14 protein-coding genes are annotated in these 15,629 nt (G+C 74.3%); 6 read left to right on the forward strand and 8 right to left on the reverse strand.

What is annotated here, in order from left to right:
- Window positions 1–3 precede the first annotated feature (3 nt).
- Together WCD41_RS05865 and WCD41_RS05870 are read right to left on the reverse strand one after the other, a co-directional pair.
- Window positions 4–1,302: an MFS transporter gene (locus WCD41_RS05865; RefSeq protein ID WP_337712460.1), complete on the reverse strand. Its 1,299-nt coding sequence runs from the start codon at window positions 1,300–1,302 to the stop codon at window positions 4–6.
- Between the two features lie 106 nt (window positions 1,303–1,408).
- Entirely contained in the window at window positions 1,409–2,083 is a 675-nt protein-coding gene (locus tag WCD41_RS05870) for a GntR family transcriptional regulator (RefSeq protein WP_337712461.1), read from the reverse strand.
- A gap of 112 nt (window positions 2,084–2,195) precedes the next feature.
- Here WCD41_RS05870 and WCD41_RS05875 point away from each other — a divergent pair, with 112 nt between their 5' ends.
- Genes WCD41_RS05875 through WCD41_RS05900 form a run of 6 tightly spaced genes read left to right on the forward strand, consistent with a single transcriptional unit; the run spans window position 2,196 to window position 8,712 of the window.
- On the forward strand, window positions 2,196–4,289 hold the full coding sequence (locus tag WCD41_RS05875; RefSeq protein WP_337712462.1) for an acetate--CoA ligase family protein: 2,094 nt from the start codon (window positions 2,196–2,198) through the stop codon (window positions 4,287–4,289).
- 1 nt (window position 4,290) lies between these two features.
- A complete protein-coding gene (locus WCD41_RS05880) occupies window positions 4,291–5,040 on the forward strand; it encodes an enoyl-CoA hydratase-related protein (protein WP_337712463.1) in 750 nt (249 codons plus the stop codon).
- The gene (locus WCD41_RS05885; protein ID WP_337712464.1) at window positions 5,037–6,182 is read left to right on the forward strand and encodes an acyl-CoA dehydrogenase family protein; all 1,146 of its coding nucleotides are present in this window, start codon (window positions 5,037–5,039) and stop codon (window positions 6,180–6,182) included. Before WCD41_RS05880 ends, WCD41_RS05885 begins: the two co-directional genes overlap by 4 nt.
- The gene (locus tag WCD41_RS05890; RefSeq protein ID WP_337712465.1) at window positions 6,179–7,234 is read left to right on the forward strand and encodes an acyl-CoA dehydrogenase family protein; all 1,056 of its coding nucleotides are present in this window, start codon (window positions 6,179–6,181) and stop codon (window positions 7,232–7,234) included. The genes WCD41_RS05885 and WCD41_RS05890 overlap by 4 nt, the downstream gene beginning before the upstream one ends.
- 1 nt (window position 7,235) lies before the next feature.
- The gene (locus WCD41_RS05895; protein WP_337712466.1) at window positions 7,236–8,021 is read left to right on the forward strand and encodes an enoyl-CoA hydratase/isomerase family protein; all 786 of its coding nucleotides are present in this window, start codon (window positions 7,236–7,238) and stop codon (window positions 8,019–8,021) included.
- Window positions 8,022–8,073: 52 nt separating this feature from the next.
- The gene (locus WCD41_RS05900; protein WP_337712467.1) at window positions 8,074–8,712 is read left to right on the forward strand and encodes an NAD(P)-dependent oxidoreductase; all 639 of its coding nucleotides are present in this window, start codon (window positions 8,074–8,076) and stop codon (window positions 8,710–8,712) included.
- An 82-nt stretch (window positions 8,713–8,794) separates the two neighbouring features.
- On the opposite strand, the gene WCD41_RS05905 is transcribed toward WCD41_RS05900, so the two are convergent.
- From WCD41_RS05905 to WCD41_RS05930, 6 genes are all read right to left on the reverse strand, one after another.
- Window positions 8,795–9,166, reverse strand: coding sequence for a hypothetical protein (locus WCD41_RS05905; protein WP_337712468.1), 372 nt, complete (start codon window positions 9,164–9,166; stop codon window positions 8,795–8,797).
- A gap of 17 nt (window positions 9,167–9,183) precedes the next feature.
- Window positions 9,184–9,813 (reverse strand): SRPBCC family protein, encoded by a 630-nt coding sequence (locus WCD41_RS05910; protein WP_337712469.1) that lies wholly within the window; start codon window positions 9,811–9,813, stop codon window positions 9,184–9,186.
- Window positions 9,814–9,838: 25 nt separating this feature from the next.
- Entirely contained in the window at window positions 9,839–10,813 is a 975-nt protein-coding gene (meaB, locus tag WCD41_RS05915) for a methylmalonyl Co-A mutase-associated GTPase MeaB (RefSeq protein WP_337712470.1), read from the reverse strand.
- Window positions 10,813–13,020: a methylmalonyl-CoA mutase gene (scpA, locus tag WCD41_RS05920; protein WP_337712471.1), complete on the reverse strand. Its 2,208-nt coding sequence runs from the start codon at window positions 13,018–13,020 to the stop codon at window positions 10,813–10,815. Before scpA ends, meaB begins: the two co-directional genes overlap by 1 nt.
- Complete coding sequence (locus WCD41_RS05925) at window positions 13,017–14,891, reverse strand: methylmalonyl-CoA mutase family protein (protein WP_337712472.1); 1,875 nt, start codon at window positions 14,889–14,891, stop codon at window positions 13,017–13,019. The genes scpA and WCD41_RS05925 overlap by 4 nt, the downstream gene beginning before the upstream one ends.
- Window positions 14,892–15,020: 129 nt before the next feature.
- On the reverse strand, window positions 15,021–15,608 hold the full coding sequence (locus tag WCD41_RS05930) for a helix-turn-helix domain-containing protein (RefSeq protein WP_337712473.1): 588 nt from the start codon (window positions 15,606–15,608) through the stop codon (window positions 15,021–15,023).
- Between the last annotated feature and the right edge of the window lie 21 nt (window positions 15,609–15,629).

The raw sequence follows: 15,629 nt of genomic DNA on the forward strand, positions 1-15,629 counted from the left end.
TCCCTACTCGTCGGCGGTGATGACGCGACCGGCGCGGTCGCGCAGGAACAGGGCGGCGACGGTGACGATCGCGGCGCCGACCACGGCGATACCGACCGCGATCCCGTAGCCCGCGCTCGTGGCGACGACGCCGCCGATGATCGTCCCGATGCCCGACAGACCGCGGCCGATGTTGTAGGCGGCGGCCGAGCCGAGCGAGCGGATGCGCGTCGGGAACAGCTCGCCGAACCACACCCCGAAGATGCCGAAGTAGCCCAGGAACAGGCTCGACGCGAGGTAGAGCCAGACGAAGTTGGTCAGCCCGGTGCCGCCGAGGGCGAGCACGAGCATGACGGCGAACGTGACGGTCTGGAGCGCGGCGAACGTGACGAACACGCGCCGCCGTCCCCACCGATCGGACATCCAGCCCGCGAGGATGAAGCCGACGAACGAGATCGCCGAGGCGACGTAGAGCACGGTGCTCGCGGTGCCGGCGTCGAAGCCGAGGTCGGACTTCAGCATGGAGGGCATCCACGCCGTGGCCGTGTAGGGCACCCACTGCGCACCGAACGCGACGACCAGGCCGACGAGCACGATCGGCAACGAGTCCCGCGCGACCAGCTGGCGCCACGGCGAGCGGGACGCCTTCGCGGCCGTCGTCTCGGTGAGCATGCCCGCCGCCTTGCGACGCTGCAGCTCCTCCCACTGGCGCGACTCGCGGCACCCGAACCGGATCCAGATGCAGGCGAGCGCGGGCAGGACGCCGATGAGGAACGCCACCCGCCAGTCAGCGACGACCTGGGCGACCAGCACCGCGAGCGCGTACGCCGGCCACAGCGACGCCTGCACGACACCGCCGCCGAGCCCGCGGCGCTTCGGGGCCCACGCCTCGTTCAGCCAGGCGAAGCCGACCGCCCACTCGCCGCCGGTGCCGATCCCGGTGAGGATCCGGAGCACCAGGAACACCGCGAAGTTCGGCGCGAAGAACACCAGACCGGTGGCGATCGAGTAGATGAGGATCGACCAGATCAGCGTGCGGCGGCGGCCGTAGCGGTCGCCGAGCCAGCCGAAGAGCACGCCGCCGATCGCCGAGCCGACGAGCTGGCCCGCGACGGCGACGCCGAACAGGCCGGCCGAGACGTCGAACTCGGCCATGATCGCCGCCGCCAGGAGCGTCGGGAGCATGAAGTCGAAGTACTCCATGCCCCAGCCCAGGCACGCGGCGCCGAGGATGCGCCGGCGTTCGCCGGGGGTGTACTCGGCCGGCTCGGTGCCCGGCGGAGCCGTGACGGTGACACCCGGCCGGTCCTGCTCGGCGGTCATGCGCTCCTCCGCTCCTGACCGCGCTCCAGGAGCGCGCGCCGTTGGTGTGGCGGAGGTTAGGTGGGTCACACCGGTCAAGTCCAGAGAAGATTGGATACGATGTTGGCTACGGCCGGGGTGGTAGCCCGAGCGCGACGCTGAGGTCGGCGACGGTGTGGTCACGGTGCGCGTCCATGAGCGCGACCACGGCCTCGGCGTCCCCGCGACGCAGAGCGGTGATCATCTTGCGGTGCTCGCGCACCACCCGGGCCCGGCCACCGGAGTCGTAGAGGTGCACCGTGCGGTAGGGCTCGCTGCGCCGCCAGAGCCGGCCGATCTCGTCGACGACGAGGTCGAGCCCCGAGAGCCGGAACATCGCGAAGTGGAACGCCTGGTTGGCCGCGACGATGCCGGCGACGTCGACCCTGTCGACCTGCTCGGTGATCGCCTCGTTGAGGGCGGTGAGCTCACGGAGCTGCTCGGCCGTGAGCTTCGGCAGGGCGCGGAGGACCTCGGTCTCCAGGGCTCGGCGCATGAGGTAGACCTGCGCGAGCTCCTCGGCGTTGAGCCGCGCGACCGCGTAGCCGACGTGCGGCTCGTGCCGCAGGACGCCCTCGGCCTCGAGGGTCTTGAGCGCCTCGCGCACCGGGATGCGGCTCACCCCGAGCCGCGCCGCGAGCGTCTCCTGGCGGACCTGCTGGCCGGGCACCAGCTCGCGCGAGCGCAGCATCCGGCGGATCTCCTCGACCGCACGCTGCACGCTCGTCGCCCGGCGCGCGGGCTCCGTCTCGGTACCGACCACCACGGCCCACCTCCCCCGCCGCAGCGTACCGGGGTGCAGTCCATCGAGATTGGATACGGAATGATGTTCGATCGGTTGTGCCGCCCCGGCTCGCCGACCTAGGTTCGGCGGCGTGAGCACCGACTGGGACCGGGTCCTCGCGCCGCGCTCGGTCGCCCTCATCGGCGCCACCGGCCGCGCGGACAACCCGATGGCGCGTCCGCTGCGCTGGCTCACCGGTCGAGGTTTCGCGGGGCGGGTGCACCCGGTCAACCCCAAGTACGCCGAGCTCGGCGGGGTCCCGTGCGTCAGCTCGCTCGCCGAGATCGACGGCGGCGTCGACCTCGCGCTCGCCCTCGTCCCCGCCGAGCGGGCCGCCGCGGCCGTCACCGAGGCCGGCGCGGCGGGGGCGGCGGCGGTCGTCGTCTTCGCGTCCGGGTTCGCCGAGGTCGGCGACGAGGGGCGGGCCCTGCAGGACGAGCTGGTCGCGGCCGCGCGGGCCGCCGGGACGCGGGTGCTCGGGCCCAACTGTCAGGGTCTGTACGACGCGCGCAGCCGCCTGTTCGCGACGTTCACCGGCGCCGGGGAACGTCCGCTGACCGGGTCCAGCGGCATCGCCTACGTCGGGCAGAGCGGGGCGATCGGGGGCTCGGTGCTCGACGTCGCCGCCGAGCGCGGGCTCGATCTGTCGGCCTGGGTGTCGACCGGCAACGAGGCGGACGTGTCGCTCACCGAGATCGGTCGTCACCTCGTCGCCGACCCGGAGATCACCGTCCTCACGGTCTACGCCGAGTCGCTGCCCGACCCGGACGACTACGCCGCGCTCGCCGCGGAGGCCCGCGTCCACGGCACCGCGCTCGTCGTCCTGCGCTCCGGGCGCTCGGCGGCCGGGCGCCGTGCAGCGGTCTCGCACACCGGCGCGATGCTCGGCGACGACACCGCGTTCCGGCTGGTCTCGCGCCGGTACGGGGTGGTGCTCGTGGACGACGTCGAGGAGCTGCTCGCGGCGGCGACCATGCTGCGGGGGCGGCACGGTCCGGCCGGGCGCGCGGTCGGGCTGGTCACGAGCTCCGGCGGCGCCGGCATCCTCGCCGCCGACCGGGCGAGCGAGGCCGGCCTCACCGTGCCCGAGCTGACCGCCGAGACGCAGGAGAAGCTCGCCCGTCTGGTGCCCGCCTTCGGCGCCGTCGCCAACCCGGTCGACGTCACCGCCCAGCTGTTCAACGACGGCGGCGAGTTCGGCGAGGTCTGCGGCATCGTCCGCGCCGACGCCTCCGTCGACGCCGTGCTGGTGCTGCTCACGATGCTGGTCGGCGAGACCGCGATGGCGCTCGCCCGCGACCTCGCCGCCACCGTCGCCGAGCAGGGCCCCGACGCGCCGCCGGTCGCCGTGGTGTGGATGGCCGGCGAGGACGGCACCGCGCCCGCCCGCGCCCTGCTCCGCGAGGCCGGCATCCCGGTGTTCTCGTCGATCGCGCTCGCGGTCCGGGTGCTGGACGCGGTGGCGGCGCCTCTTGGGGCGGCACCCGCGGACGTGCGGGCCGCGGACCCCGGACCCGGTGACGGCTGGGCTCTGCTGGACGCGCTGGGGGTACGGCGGCCGGCGTCGGTGCGCTCGTCCGATGCGGCCGCCGATGTCGAGGCCCTCGGCGGGGTGGCCGTGCTGAAGGCCGAGGGGCTCGACCACAAGACCGAGGCCTGCGCCGTCCGGCTGGGCGTGACGACCGCCGACGCCGCCTCGGTGCACGCCGAGCTCTCCGCGCTGCCCGGCGTCACGGGGGTGCTCGTGCAGGAGCAGGTGCCGGCCGGGGTGGAGCTGCTGGTGGCGGTCGACGGCGGGCGCGACGGCTGGCCGCCGGTGCTCACGGTCGGCCACGGCGGCACGGCGACCGAGGTGCACCGCGACGTCGTCCACGCCCTCGCGCCGGTGACGCCCGAGACGGCGCGGGCGATGCTGCAATCGTTGCGCTGCTGGCCGTTGCTCGCGGGCCACCGCGGCGCGCCGGGGGTGGATGTCGAGGCCGCCGTCGACGCGGTCGTGCGACTCTCGCGCGCATCCGCCGTCCCCGGGCTGGGCGAACTGGAGGTCAACCCCTTGCTCCTTCTGCCACGCGCGCGTGTCAGCGGAGTGGCGCCGCAGACACTCAACGTCCGAAACGCCACGCGCTCGATTTCGCGACACGCCGGGGGAGCCGTCGCCGTCGACGTGCTCAGAACGGAGCAATGACATGGGCAGCATCGGGCTCGAGATCACCGACGGCGTGGCGCTGCTGACCGTCGACGCCCCGGAGGTCCGCAACGGCCTCACCCCGGCGATGGGCCGCGAGCTGGCCGACGCGTGCGACACCGTCGACGCCGACCGCAGCGTCGGCGCGGCGGTGGTCCGCGGCGCGGGCGGCACGTTCTGCTCCGGCGCCGACCGCCGTACCTGGAACCCCGGCGCCGACCAGGCCGAGGACGCCGCGTTCCGCGACACCGGCGCCGTGTACGGGGCGTTCCGCCGCGTCGGCACGCTCGCCGTCCCGACGATCGCCGCCGTCCGCGGCGCCGCGGTGGGCGCGGGCCTCAACCTCATGCTCGCCACCGACCTGCGCGTCGTCGCCCGCGACGCCCGCCTGCTCGCCGGCTTCCTCAGGATCGGCCTCCACCCCGGCGGCGGGTTCTTCACGATCGCGTCCCGCACCGCCGGGCGCGAGGCCACCGCGGCCCTGGGCCTGTTCGGCGAGGAGATCGACGGCACCCGCGCCGCGGAGATCGGGCTGGCCTGGCGCGCCGTCGACGACGCCGACGTCGAGGACACCGCCCTCGCGCTCGCGGCCGTCCCGGCGAAGGACCCCGATCTCGCCCGCGAGGCCGCCCGGTCGTTCCGCACCGAGACCGGCCCGCCGGGCCTGCCGTGGGATGCGGCGGTCGAGTTCGAGCGGGCCACGCAGATGTGGAGCCAACGCCGTCGAGCCGACCGGGGTGACAAGAAATGATCTTCGACCCGACCCCGCTCTCCGCCGACGAGGAGAAGCTGCGCGACCAGGTCCGCGCCTTCCTCGCCGAGACCCTGCCCGCCGGCTTCCGCCCCGGGCTCGGGCTCGGCGGCCGCCACGACCCCGAGTTCACGCGCACGCTCGCCCGGCGCGGCTGGGTCGGCATGTCGATCCCCACCGAGTACGGCGGCGCGGGCGCGAGCACGGTGCGCCGGTTCGTCGTCATCGAGGAGCTCCTCGCCGCGGGCGCCCCGATCGCCGCCCACTGGATCGCCGAGCGCCAGTCTGCGCCCGCCTTCCTGCGCTTCGGCACCGAGGAGCAGCGGCGGTGGTTCCTGCCGCGGATCGCGGCCGGCGAGTGCTGGTTCTCCCTCGGGATGAGCGAGCCCGACGCCGGCTCCGACCTCGCCTCGGTGCGCACGACGGCCACGCGCGTGGAGGGTGGCTGGCGCGTCGCGGGCACGAAGGTGTGGACGACCAACGCTCACCTCAACCACTTCGCCGCGATGCTCTGCCGCACGACGCCGCAGGGCGAGGGCGACCGCCACGCCGGACTCTCCCAGCTCATCGTCGACCTGTCCGACGAGGACGTGCACGTCTCCCCGATCCCGCTGATCGACGGCGAGGAGCACGTCAACGAGGTCGTCCTCGACGGCGTGTTCGTCCCCGACGAGCGGGTGCTGGGCGAGGTCGGGCAGGGCTGGGCGCAGGTCACCGCCGAGCTCGCCCACGAGCGCTCCGGCCCGGACCGCTACCTGTCGATCCTCGGCCTCTACCGCGCGTTCCTCGACGCCCACGGCCGCCACCCCGACGACGTCCGCGCCGCCGCGATCGGACGGATCGGCGCCCAGCTCTGGACGATCCGCCAGCTCTCGCTCGCCGTCGCCCGCTCCCTCGACGAGGGCGAGGCGCCGGCGGTGGAGGCGTCGCTGGTCAAGGACGTCGGCACCACCTTCGAGCAGCAGGTCGTCGAGATGCTGCGCGACGCCGCGGGCGGCGAGATCGACCCGGGAGGCCCGACGATGTTCGACGTGCTCCTCGCCGAGTGCGTGCTCAACGCCCCGACCTGGACGCTGCGCGGCGGCACCACCGAGGTGCTGCGCGGGATCGCCGCCAAGGCGCTGACGCGGGGTGCGCGATGAGCGCCGGGTCCGACCTGCGCGAGGTCCGCGACACCGTCGCCGACCTCCTCGCCGACCGCGTCACCCCCGAGGTCCTCGAGGCCGCCGAGCGCGACGGCTGGGCGGCCGGGGTGTGGGAGCCGCTGCACGCGGGCGGGTTCACGACGGTCGGCGTCCCCGAGTCCGCCGGGGGCGCAGGGGGCTCGGTGGCCGAGGCGTGCGCCGTGCTCGAGGCCGCGGGCGCCGCGGCCGCGCCGGTGCCCGTCGCGGAGACCGGGCTGCTGGCCGGTTGCCTGCTCGCCTCCGCCGGTCTCGACCTCCCCGACGGGCCGCTGACGACGGGTGTCGGTGACGTCGCGCTGCGCGACGGGTCCCTGACGGGCCGGCTCGCGCGCGTCGCGTGGGCGTCGGCCGCGGCCCGGATCGTCGTGCTCGCCGACGGTCCCGACGGCACGGTGGTCGCCGTCGTCGACCCGGCCGCCGCCCGCATCTCCCCCGGTCACAACCTCGCCGGGGAGCCCCGCGAGTCCGTCGACCTCGGGGGCGTCGTCCCCGAGACCACCGCGCCGGCACCCCCCGGCGCCCGCGACGACCTGGCTCGACGGGGCGCCCTCGCCCGCGCGGCCCAGATCGCCGGCGCGGCCCGGCGCGTCCTGGAGATCACCGTGACCTACACCGGCGAGCGCGTCCAGTTCGGCCGTCCCGTCTCGCGGTTCCCTGCCGTCGCGGACCACCTGGTGCGCGTCGCCGAGCAGGCCGAGATGGCCGCGATGGCGTCGCGGTCGGCCGCCGTCGGCGCCGGCCCGGACGGGGAGCCGGCCGAGCTCGACGTCGCCGCGGCGGCGTCCGTCGCCTCCGAGGCGGCGGGTCTCGTCGCCGCGGCCGCGCACCAGGCGACCGGGGCGATGGGCGTGACCCGCGAGTTCGCGCTCGGCGTCCTCACCCGCCGGCTCTGGTCGTGGCGCGACGAGTGGGGTGGCGAACGGGCGTGGTCGACGCGCCTCGGCCACACTCTCGCGGCGGGCGGCCCGGACGCGCTGTGGCCGACGATCTCCCGCGGAGTGAGGGTCTGACGTGCGCACGGAGAACGGGCTCGTCGTCGAGGTCGCCGACCGGGTCGCGACGGTGACCCTGGACCGGCCCGAGCGTCTCAACGCCCTCTCGACCGGCCTGCAGCGCGACATCGTCGCCGCGTTCGACGGGTTCGCCGACGACCCCGACGTCTGGGTCGTCGTCCTCACCGGTGCCGGCGAGCGGGCGTTCTGCGCCGGCGTCGACCTGCGGGAGATCCGGGAGAACGACACCGCCACGGATCGTGGCCTGCGCCCGATGGGCGGGGTGTCCCGCAACGTCTTCGAGACCGTCCTCGAGTGCCCGCGACCGACGATCGCCGCGATCAACGGGTGGGCCCTCGGCGGCGGCTTCGAGCTCGCCCTGGCCTGCGACATCCGGCTGGTCGCCGAGGGCGCCCGCGTCGGTCTCCCCGAGGCCCGGCGGGGCATGGGAGCGAACTTCGGCGCCCACCTCGTGAGCCGCATGCTCCCGCCCGGCATCGCCTACGAGATCCTCTACACCGGCGACGACATCGCCCCGGACGACGCCGCCCGCTGGGGCTTGGTCAACCGCGTGGTGCCGGCAGCCGACCTCGCGCGGGAGGCCGCCGCGCTCGCCGCGAAGATCGCCGCCAACGCCCCGCTGACCGTGCGGCGGTACAAGGCCGCGCTGGGTAAGGGCGGCTCGCTGCCCCTGTCCGCGGCGCTGCGCCTCGACGTCGGCCCCGACCCCTACACCAGCGAGGACCGCGTCGAGGGCGTCGCCGCGTTCGTCGAGAAGCGCGACCCGGTCTGGCGAGCGCGCTGAGCCGTGTGACGCGCGCGACGCGCGGCGGGCGGCGCAGCGGGTACACCACTGCGTGAACGTCACCGTGTTCGGCGGCACCGGCAAGATCGGCCGCCTCGTCGTGGAACGCCTGCTCGACGAGGGGCACCAGGTCACCGCGCTGGTGCGCTCGCCCGAGAAGCTGACGAGCGAGGACCCGCGCCTGGACGTCGTCGTCGCGGAGCTGGACGACGAGCCCGCCGTGCGCAAGGTCGTCGCGGGTGCCGACGCCGTCATCAGCGCCCTGGGCCCGGCCATCGACCCGTTCCTGCGCAGCGGCCCCCTGACCGACGCGACCCGGACGATCGTCGACGCCATGCACGAGTCCGGCGTCCGGCGGCTCATCGCGCTCGGGACCATCAGCGTGCCTGACCCGCGCGACCGTCCCAGCCTGCTCGAGCGCCTCGTCCCCGTCGGGATCGGGCTGCTCATCCCCGGCGCGCTGAAGGAGGTCCAGGGGATCAGCGAGGTCGTCGCCACCTCGGGGCTGGACTGGACGCTCGCCCGGATGACCGCCCCGATCGACATCCCCTCGAACGGCACCCTGCGCGCCGGGTTCCTCGGCCGCGACGACGTCGGGACGCCGATGGCGCGCACCGACGTCGCGGCGTTCCTCGTCGACCAGCTCACCGACGACCGCTTCGTCGGCGCGGCGCCGGCGATCAGCAACTGACCTGTTCCGAGCGAAGGGCACCTTCGCCTGATCTATCCGAGCGAAGGGCACCTTCGCTCAGATGATCGGCGTGTCGGTCGCCTCAGCCCTCGTCGTCGCCCGGGGCGGGCGAGGCCGGCCTCGACCCCGGCACCACCTGCGACTCCAGCCGCGCCCAGGTCGCGCTCCACTCCGCCAGGGGCACGAGGAGCCGCTGCAGCACCTGGAGCTGCTCGTCGAACGCCGCGAGCTGGCTCTGCATCGCCGCGACGGCGTCGCGCTGCGCCCGGATCGCCGTGCGCATCGCCCCGAGCTGGGCCGCCGACATCGCGCCGGGGTGGGTCGCGACCTCGGGCAGGGCCGGCAGCTCGCTGAGCGGCGCGCCGGCCGCCCGCACGACGTTCTCGGCCATGCCGCGCAGGCCGCTGATGACACCCCACAACGGGTTCTGCCCGCCCGACGGCTCCTCGCTCATGTCCGCGGGATACCCGTTCAGACCTCCGCGCCCGTGTAGAACGCCACCGTCCGCTCGGCGCGGGCGACGGCGTCGTCACGGTCCATCCCGGACTCCGCGCTGGCGGCCGCCCACTCCTGTCCGGCGGCGGCGATGAACGCGCGGCCCTCCTCGGAGGCCGTCCACTCCTCGGCCTGCTCGGGCGAGACCCCGGCCCCGGTGCCCAGGTGCAGGCCGAGCCCCAGCAGCCCCAGGTCCCACCCGATACCGACCGCACCCGGCCCGTAGAGGCGCCAGTGGTCGTCGTCGACGTGCGCGACGTGGGTCAGCGTGAAGCGCGCGCCGTCGCCGTCGGGCGTCAGCCGCACCTCGATCCAGCTGATCCCGCCCCCGAACTCCCAGGTCGCGTCGAACCCGGACGGCGGGTCGCAGGCGGTGACGGTGCCGCCGGCGTTGCCCTCGAGCTGGTACCGCCCGTCGAGGCGCAGCTCGCCGCTGACCGGCAGGAACCAGCGGGCGATGCGGTCGGCCTCGGTGCAGGCGGACCAGAGGTCGGCGACGTCGGTGGGGAACGCGCGGCTCAGGGTGACGACCGCGGCCTCGCCGGCCTCGAGGGTGCGGGCGCCGGCCGTACGGCGGGTGGCGGTGATCTCGTGCTGGATGTCCACGCCGGGCAGTATGGGCTTATATAAGTCAGGACTCAAGGAACGCGTCGAGGATCCGGTCGGCCGCGAGCGCCGCGGTGAGCTCGCCCGCCTCGACCTCGCGCTCCAGCTCGCCGCGCAGGTCCTTGACCTGCGGGTGGTCCTGGAGTCGCCCGAGCAGGCGGTCGCGGACCATCTGCCAGGTCCAGTCGACCTGCTGGCGGGCGCGCTTCTGCCTCAGGCCGTCCTCGGCGTCGAGGTGCTCCTGGTGCCGCACGAGCGCCGACCACACGTCGTCGAGGCCCGTCCTCTCGGCGGCACTGCAGGTCAGCACCGGCACCTTCCACGTCTCGCGCTCGCCACGGAGCATCGCGAGTGCCTGCTCGAGCTCCCGCGCGGCGCGCTTCGCCTCCCGCGCGTGCGGCCCGTCGGCCTTGTTCACCGCGATCACGTCGGCGATCTCGAGGATGCCGCGCTTGATGCCCTGCAGGGAGTCGCCGGTGCGCGCGAGCGTCAGGAACAGGAACGAGTCGACCATCTGCGCGACGGTCGTCTCGGACTGCCCGACGCCGACGGTCTCGACGATGACGACGTCGTAGCCCGCCGCCTCCATCACGACCATGGTCTCCCGCGTGGCCTTCGCGACCCCGCCGAGCGTGCCGGCCGTCGGCGAGGGGCGGATGAACGCGTCGTCGTCGGTGGCGAGCTCGTTCATGCGCGTCTTGTCGCCGAGGATCGAGCCGCCGGACTTCGTCGAGCTCGGGTCGACGGCGAGCACCGCGACCTTCGAGCCCTGCGCCGTCAGCGTCGAGCCCAGCGCGCCGATGAACGTCGACTTCCCGACCCCGGGCACCCCGGAGATGCCGATCCGCCGCGCCCCGCCGGCGTACGGGAGCAGCTCGACGAGCAGCTCCTGGGCGGCCTCGCGGTGGTCGGGACGCGACGACTCGACGAGCGTGATCGCCCGCCCGATCCAGAGCCGCGAGCCGGACCGGACGCCCTCGACGTAGGGCTCGAGATCCACTACGCCGAACCGTGCCCCAGCCGCTCGGTCAGCGTCCCGAGCAGTTGGGTCGCGGCTTCGGCGATCACCGTGCCGGGCCCGAAGATCGCGGCAGCGCCGTTGTCGAGGAGCTCCTGGTGGTCGCCGGGCGGGATGACGCCGCCCGCGACGATGAGGATCTCCTCCGCGCCCGCGTCCTTCAGCTCGTCGCGCAGCGCCGGGACCAGCGACAGGTGCCCCGCGGCCAGCGACGAGACGCCGACGACGTGCACGTCGGCCTCGACGGCCTGGCGGGCGACCTCGCCGGGCGTCTGGAACAGCGGGCCCACGTCGACGTCGAAGCCGAGGTCGGCGAACGCCGTCGCGATGACCTTCTGGCCACGGTCATGACCGTCCTGGCCCATCTTCGCGACGAGGATGCGGGGCCGGCGGCCCTCGGCCTCCTCGAACCGCTGAGCGGCCTGGCGCGCGGTCTCCACGGCCGAGTTCTCGCCCACCTCGTCACGGTAGACCCCGGAGATCGTCCGGACGTCCGAGCGGTGCCGGCCGTAGACCTCCTCCAGCGCGTCGGAGATCTCCCCGACGCTGGCCTTCGCGCGCGCGGCGTCGATCGCGAGCTTGAGGAGGTTGCCGTCGAGGCCGCTGTCGCGGGTGCCCTCGGAGGCAGCCCGGGCCGCGTGGGTGAGGGCCTCGAGCGACGAGCGGACGGCGTCGTCGTCGCGGTCGTCGCGCAGCTGCTGGAGGCGCTCGACCTGCTGGCGCAGCACGTCCTTGTTGTCGACCTTGAGGACCTCGACGTCCTCGCCCGAGGTCAGCGGGTACTTGTTGACGCCGATCAGCGGCTGGCGTCCGGAGTCGATGCGCGCCTGGGTGCGCGCGGCGGCCTCCTCGATGCGCATCTTCGGCAGGCCCTCGTCGATGGCCTGCGCCATGCCGCCGGTGGACTCGACCTCCTGGATGTGGGCCCAGGCGCGCTCGGCGAGCTGGCGGGTGAGGCGTTCGACGTACGCCGAGCCGCCCCACGGGTCGACCGTGCGCGTCGTGCCCGACTCCTGCTGCAGCAGCAGCTGGGTGTTGCGGGCGATCCGCGCGGAGAAGTCGGTGGGCAGGGCCAGCGCCTCGTCGAGCGCGTTGGTGTGCAGCGACTGGGTGTGGCCCTGGGTCGCGGCCATCGCCTCGACGCAGGTGCGGACGACGTTGTTGTAGACGTCCTGGGCGGTCAGCGACCAGCCGGAGGTCTGGCTGTGCGTGCGCAGGCTCAGGGACTTGGGGTTCTTCGCCCCGAACTGGTGGACGAGCTTGGCCCACAGGAGCCGCGCCGCGCGGAGCTTCGCGATCTCCATGAAGTAGTTCATGCCGATGCCCCAGAAGAACGACAGGCGCGGCGCGAACTTGTCGACGTCGAGGCCGGCGTTGCTCCCGGCCCGCAGGTACTCCACCCCGTCGGCCAGCGTGTAGGCCAGCTCCAGGTCGGCCGAGGCTCCGGCTTCCTGGATGTGGTAGCCCGAGATGGAGATCGAGTTGAACTTGGGCATCTTCTCCGAGGTGTAGCTGAAGATGTCCGAGATGATCTGCATCGACGGCTTCGGCGGGTAGATGTAGGTGTTGCGGACCATGAACTCCTTGAGGATGTCGTTCTGGATGGTCCCGGCCAGCTGCTCCGGCGACACCCCCTGCTCCTCGGCGGCGGCGACGTAGAGCGCCATCACCGGGAGCACGGCCCCGTTCATGGTCATCGACACCGACATGCGGTCCAGCGGGATGCCGTCGAACAGCTGGCGCATGTCGAGGATCGAGTCGATCGACACCCCGGCCATCCCGACGTCGCCCGACACGCGGGGGTTGTCGGAGTCGTAGCCGCGGTGGGTGGGCAGGTCGAACGCGACCGAGAGGCCCTTCTGCCCCGCCGCGAGGTTGCGCCGGTAGAACGCGTTCGACTCCGCGGCCGTCGAGAAGCCGGCGTACTGGCGCACGGTCCACGGCTGCGTGACGTACATCGTCGGGTACGGCCCGCGCAGGTAGGGCGTGACGCCCGGGTAGGTCCCGAGGAAGTCGAGGCCCTCGAGGTCGGCGTCGGTGTAGAGCGGCTTGACCCCGATGCCCTCGGGGGTCTCCCAGACGAGGTCCTCGGCGCCCTTGCCGGTGGCCTCCTCGAGGGCGGCCTCCCAGTCGCCGGACGGGCTCTCGGGCGTGCCGAGCTCGACGTCGCCGAAGTTCGGGATGCTCATGCCGGGACCTCCAGGGCCTCGAGGGTGTCGCGGAGGACGGCGGCCGCGTCGCACCCGGCGTAGAGGGTGCCGTCGACGCCCTCGACGTCCTTCTTGCCCGCCAGCAGGATGCGCGTCGCCCCGGCCTCGCGCAGGGCGGCCGCGACGTCGGCGGCGTGCTGGTCGTAGACCTTGTCCGACGACGCGATCACCGCTACCGGGGTGCCCGCCTCCCGGAACGCCGTCGCGATCTCCTGCGGGTCGGTGCCGCCGGGGCCGTCGACTCCTGCCAGGCCCCCCGCGTTCAGCAGGTTCGTCGTGAAGGAGGCGCGGGCGGTGTACTCGGCGAGCTTCCCGACGGTCGCGAGGAAGACCGTCGGACGCGTGTCGGCGGCGTCTGCGCGGTCGCGCAGCGTCTCGAAGACCTCGGCGTAGCGGCGGCGCGGCAGGCCGCCCTCGTGCTCGGTGATCGGGAGCGGGTCGCGGTGGGGGAGCTCCTCGTGGAGGTTCGGGAACTCGCTGACGCCGGTGATCGGGTCCTGGCGACGGGCGATCCGCTGCGCCCGCTGCTCCCACGTCGCGTCGAGGCGGGCGAGCAGGCTGCCGTCGTCGAGGACGGCCTCGATGCCGCCGTCGCGCTCGATGCGCGTGAACTCCTCCCACGCGGCGCGGGCCAGCGCGTCGGTGAGCGACTCGACGTACCAGGAGCCGCCGGCCGGGTCGATGACGTGCGCGAGGTGCGACTCCTCGAGCAGCAGCGCCTGGGTGTTGCGCGCCAGGCGCCGGGCGGCCTCGTCGGGACGGCCCAGCTCGGTGTCGAACGGCAGCACGGTGACGGCCCCCGCCCCGCCCAGCCCGGCCCCGACGGCGGCGACGGTGGTGCGCAGCATGTTCACCCACGGGTCACGGCGGGTGATCATCGCGGGCGACGTGACGGCGTGCTGCTCCATCGCGCGGGCGTCGTCCGACGCCTCGCTGACCTGCCCGACCCGCTCCCAGCAGCGGCGCGCCGCGCGGAGCTTGGCGAGCGTCGCGAACTGGTCGGCGGTGGCGGCGAAGCGGAACTCGACCCGCGCGAAGGCCTCGTCGACGGTCAGGCCGGCGTCGGTGAGCAGGCGCACCGCGTGCACGCCCGCGGCGAGGGCGGCGCCGAGCTCCTGCGCGTCGCTGCCGCCCGCGCGGTGGTAGGGCAGGGCGTCGGCGACGACGGTGCGCAGCGCGGGGTGGCTCTGCGCCGCGGTCCGGCTGTGCTCGAGGAGGGCGTCGCGGTAGTCGTCGGTCAGGGGGTCGCCGCCCTGCGTGCGGTCGAGCAGCGGGTCGTACCCGAGCGAGCCGGGGATCGCGCCGGACCCCGCCTGCTCGGCGAACCGCAGCAGCGTGGCGGCGGCCTCCGGGGTGTCGCGGCCGGCGTCGAGCGCGATCGGCGCGAGGTCGACGAACACGCCGTCGAGCAGGGTGGGCAGGGCGTCGACGGACGGCCCGCCGGCGTCCCCGAGCACCAGCCAGAGCGACGAGACGCCGTTCTCCAGCTCGGCCATGAGGACGTCGTGGGCCTCGTTCACATCGGCGTCCCGGGCGAAGGCGTGGCGCTGACGGACCCGCCAGCCCTCGGCCACCTGGCCCTCGGGGCGCGCCCCGCGGACGAAGGGCGGCAGGCCCGGCACCCCGGTGTCGACGCCCGGCGCGTCCTCGGCGGCGTAGAGCGCGGCGATGGTGATGTCGTCGTCGGTGACCGTCGCCACCGCGGCCTCGGCCTCCTCCGGCGACACCTCGCGGCCCGACTTCGCCAGCACCCCGGCGACCAGCTCGCGCCACTGCTCGCGCGTCGGCGTGGCGAACTCGGCCGCCAGCGTCAGGTCCTCGGGGCTCTCGGTCGGCTCCGCTGCGGTCATGCGCGGGATCGTAGAGCGGTCAGCGCCGACCGGTTCTCCACCGTGCGACAGGCCACCGACCCGAGCGAGCGGAATCGTTCACGTTGGGCGTGGCGCGGGGTGTCGCAGCGAACGGGCCGTTCGCTGCTTCTAGGCGCGCGAACTCCGCGTTCGCGCGCTCCGCATGTGCACCCGCTCGCCCTGGCGTCCGAAGAGCGCGAGGACCTCGACCGGCCCGTCGCCGGTGCTCCCCAGCCAGTGCGGGCGGCGGGTGTCGACCTCGGTGGCCTCGCCCGGGCGCAGCACGAGGTCGTCGTCGCCGTTGATCACGCGCAGCCGGCCGGCGAGGACGTAGACCCACTCCCAGCCCTGGTGCGTCGGGAGCTCGGCGGGCGGGGTGTTCCGCGCCGGGGAGAAGACGAACTTGTACGCCGCCGGCTGCCCCGGGCTGCGGGACAGCCGATACATGACGGTGTCCTCGGTGCGCGAGACCGGCTCGTCGCGGGCCGGCGTGGCCTCGCGGATGCCGATCAGCTCGTCGAGCCCCGTGCCGTAGACCGTGGCGAGCGGCAGCAGCAGCTCGAGGGTGGCGCGCCGGCCGCCGTTCTCGAGCCGCGAGAGGGTGCTGGTGGAGATGCCGGTGCGCTGCGAGAGCTCGGCCAGGCCGAGGCCCTCGCGCCGGCGTCGGGTCGCGAGGCGGGCCCCGAGGTCGTCGAGCACGTCGGTCACGCTTGCCATTGTGGCAAGAATCCTCGCCGC

Source organism: Actinomycetospora aeridis (assembly GCF_037400275.1).
GTDB lineage: Bacteria > Actinomycetota > Actinomycetes > Mycobacteriales > Pseudonocardiaceae > Actinomycetospora > Actinomycetospora aeridis.

Bases quoted from the DNA above. Each gene is read 5' to 3' on its own strand.
- WCD41_RS05865 (WP_337712460.1), bottom strand. From the start codon at position 1,302: ATGACCGCCGAGCAGGACCGGCCGGGTGTCACCGTCACGGCTCCGCCG.
- WCD41_RS05880 (WP_337712463.1), top strand. From the start codon at position 4,291: ATGGGCAGCATCGGGCTCGAGATCACCGACGGCGTGGCGCTGCTGACC.
- WCD41_RS05885 (WP_337712464.1), top strand. From the start codon at position 5,037: ATGATCTTCGACCCGACCCCGCTCTCCGCCGACGAGGAGAAGCTGCGC.
- WCD41_RS05890 (WP_337712465.1), top strand. From the start codon at position 6,179: ATGAGCGCCGGGTCCGACCTGCGCGAGGTCCGCGACACCGTCGCCGAC.
- WCD41_RS05905 (WP_337712468.1), bottom strand. From the start codon at position 9,166: ATGAGCGAGGAGCCGTCGGGCGGGCAGAACCCGTTGTGGGGTGTCATC.
- scpA (WP_337712471.1), bottom strand. From the start codon at position 13,020: ATGAGCATCCCGAACTTCGGCGACGTCGAGCTCGGCACGCCCGAGAGC.
- WCD41_RS05925 (WP_337712472.1), bottom strand. From the start codon at position 14,891: ATGACCGCAGCGGAGCCGACCGAGAGCCCCGAGGACCTGACGCTGGCG.
- WCD41_RS05930 (WP_337712473.1), bottom strand. From the start codon at position 15,608: ATGGCAAGCGTGACCGACGTGCTCGACGACCTCGGGGCCCGCCTCGCG.